The sequence below is a fragment of the Nonomuraea sp. NPDC050691 genome (genome assembly GCF_040654455.1).
Taxonomy (GTDB): domain Bacteria; phylum Actinomycetota; class Actinomycetes; order Streptosporangiales; family Streptosporangiaceae; genus Nonomuraea.
On the sequence record NZ_JBFAIA010000382.1, the window covers coordinates 1 to 1,201 of the forward strand.

General features: G+C 51.7%; 2 protein-coding genes. Both read left to right on the top strand.

Going from position 1 to position 1,201, the window contains the following annotated elements; all coding sequences use genetic code 11:
- Window positions 1–89: 89 nt before the first annotated feature.
- Window positions 90–473: a hypothetical protein gene (locus AB0H81_RS44945; RefSeq protein WP_358388780.1), complete on the top strand. Its 384-nt coding sequence runs from the start codon at window positions 90–92 to the stop codon at window positions 471–473.
- Window positions 474–811: 338 nt separating this feature from the next.
- Window positions 812–1,069: a hypothetical protein gene (locus AB0H81_RS44950; RefSeq protein WP_358388783.1), complete on the top strand. Its 258-nt coding sequence runs from the start codon at window positions 812–814 to the stop codon at window positions 1,067–1,069.
- Window positions 1,070–1,201: the final 132 nt, after the last annotated feature.

Here is a 1,201-nt window from a genome sequence, read left to right on the forward strand (position 1 = left end):
CGTAGTGGACGGCCGCCCAGTCCGGTAACGCGGCCCGCAGCTCGCGGGCGCGCTCGGCGGCCACCTCGCCGTCGTAGACGTAGGCCGACATGGTTTGTATCAGCAGTAGCAATGGTGATGCTGTTGCAGCCGTCACTTACCTTGAGGACGGATACGCCGGTGAAGGCGTATCCGCCGTTGCCGACATGCGCTATCTGATGTCTGCCTATCGGCAGTATTTTAACCGTCCTGACAAAATGGTTATTTTTCAGGTGGCATTGCAGTATTTATCAGATGAAGACATCGCCTGGATTTTCCGCCGCCACAGCAATGCCATCATCGAGTGGCAGTCGAATGAAGGGCTAGGACTGTACGAGTTCGGTTTCAGTCTATCCGATGTTCTGCCTGATGGCTGCCGCCATGTGCTACGCGAAGTCGTCACCGGCTGGCTGCACCGTGAAATCCTGCCCGAACTGTACGCAGAGTCGGCATAACTTCCGTGCTTCTTTTCCAACTAGGCGTAAGCCCTTAACCTGCGGGTTTCTGCCCGCAGGGGCAATACCCGCCCGGAGACGATTATGTCCACCAAAGTTGACAACATCCTTCTGATTGAAGGTTCCAAAGAGTCGGTTGCCGAAGCGGCAAAACTGTTTTTATTTCGCTCCCACGCTTATCCCATTGGGCTTTTGATTTCGATCGAATTGTACCTTTACCCGAAAATATCACGTCTGACCTTACCAAAGAGAGAATCAAGGCATGGGGCAGCAGTTTTTCCCCATGTCCCACCGAAACCTTTGTCACACAAAGAGAGGGTTTTATTGAAATCTGCTTTTTGACCGGATTGGCACCGCCTTTCGGTATTTATCGAAAACTCGCGGAAATCTTCGCCAACTTGGATGTATGTTTTACGGCGAAATACATCGACCAGTACGGAAGTTTCGGCGGACGCTACGAATACAGTAACAGCGTGCTTTACCACTGTCTTTGCGAGATGGCCGACATCCGTAAATTCGGTATCGCTGAATTCGATATTTGGTACGAAGGCTTGTCCGATAGACTTGAAAGCGACGGGTATTTGGTAGAAGATTAGACTATGTTACACGGTCGGCAGTCCGTCAAACTGCCCGCATACCGCCGTTAACCAAATGCACATCCGTTTCGGATGCACGGCTCTTTTATCAACCCTGAAGGGGATGTATTCCCCGTCAGGCGTACATCTCCT

Coding starts and splice junctions, on each gene's coding strand:
- AB0H81_RS44945 (WP_358388780.1), top strand. CDS start 90: ATGGTTTGTATCAGCAGTAGCAATGGTGATGCTGTTGCAGCCGTCACT.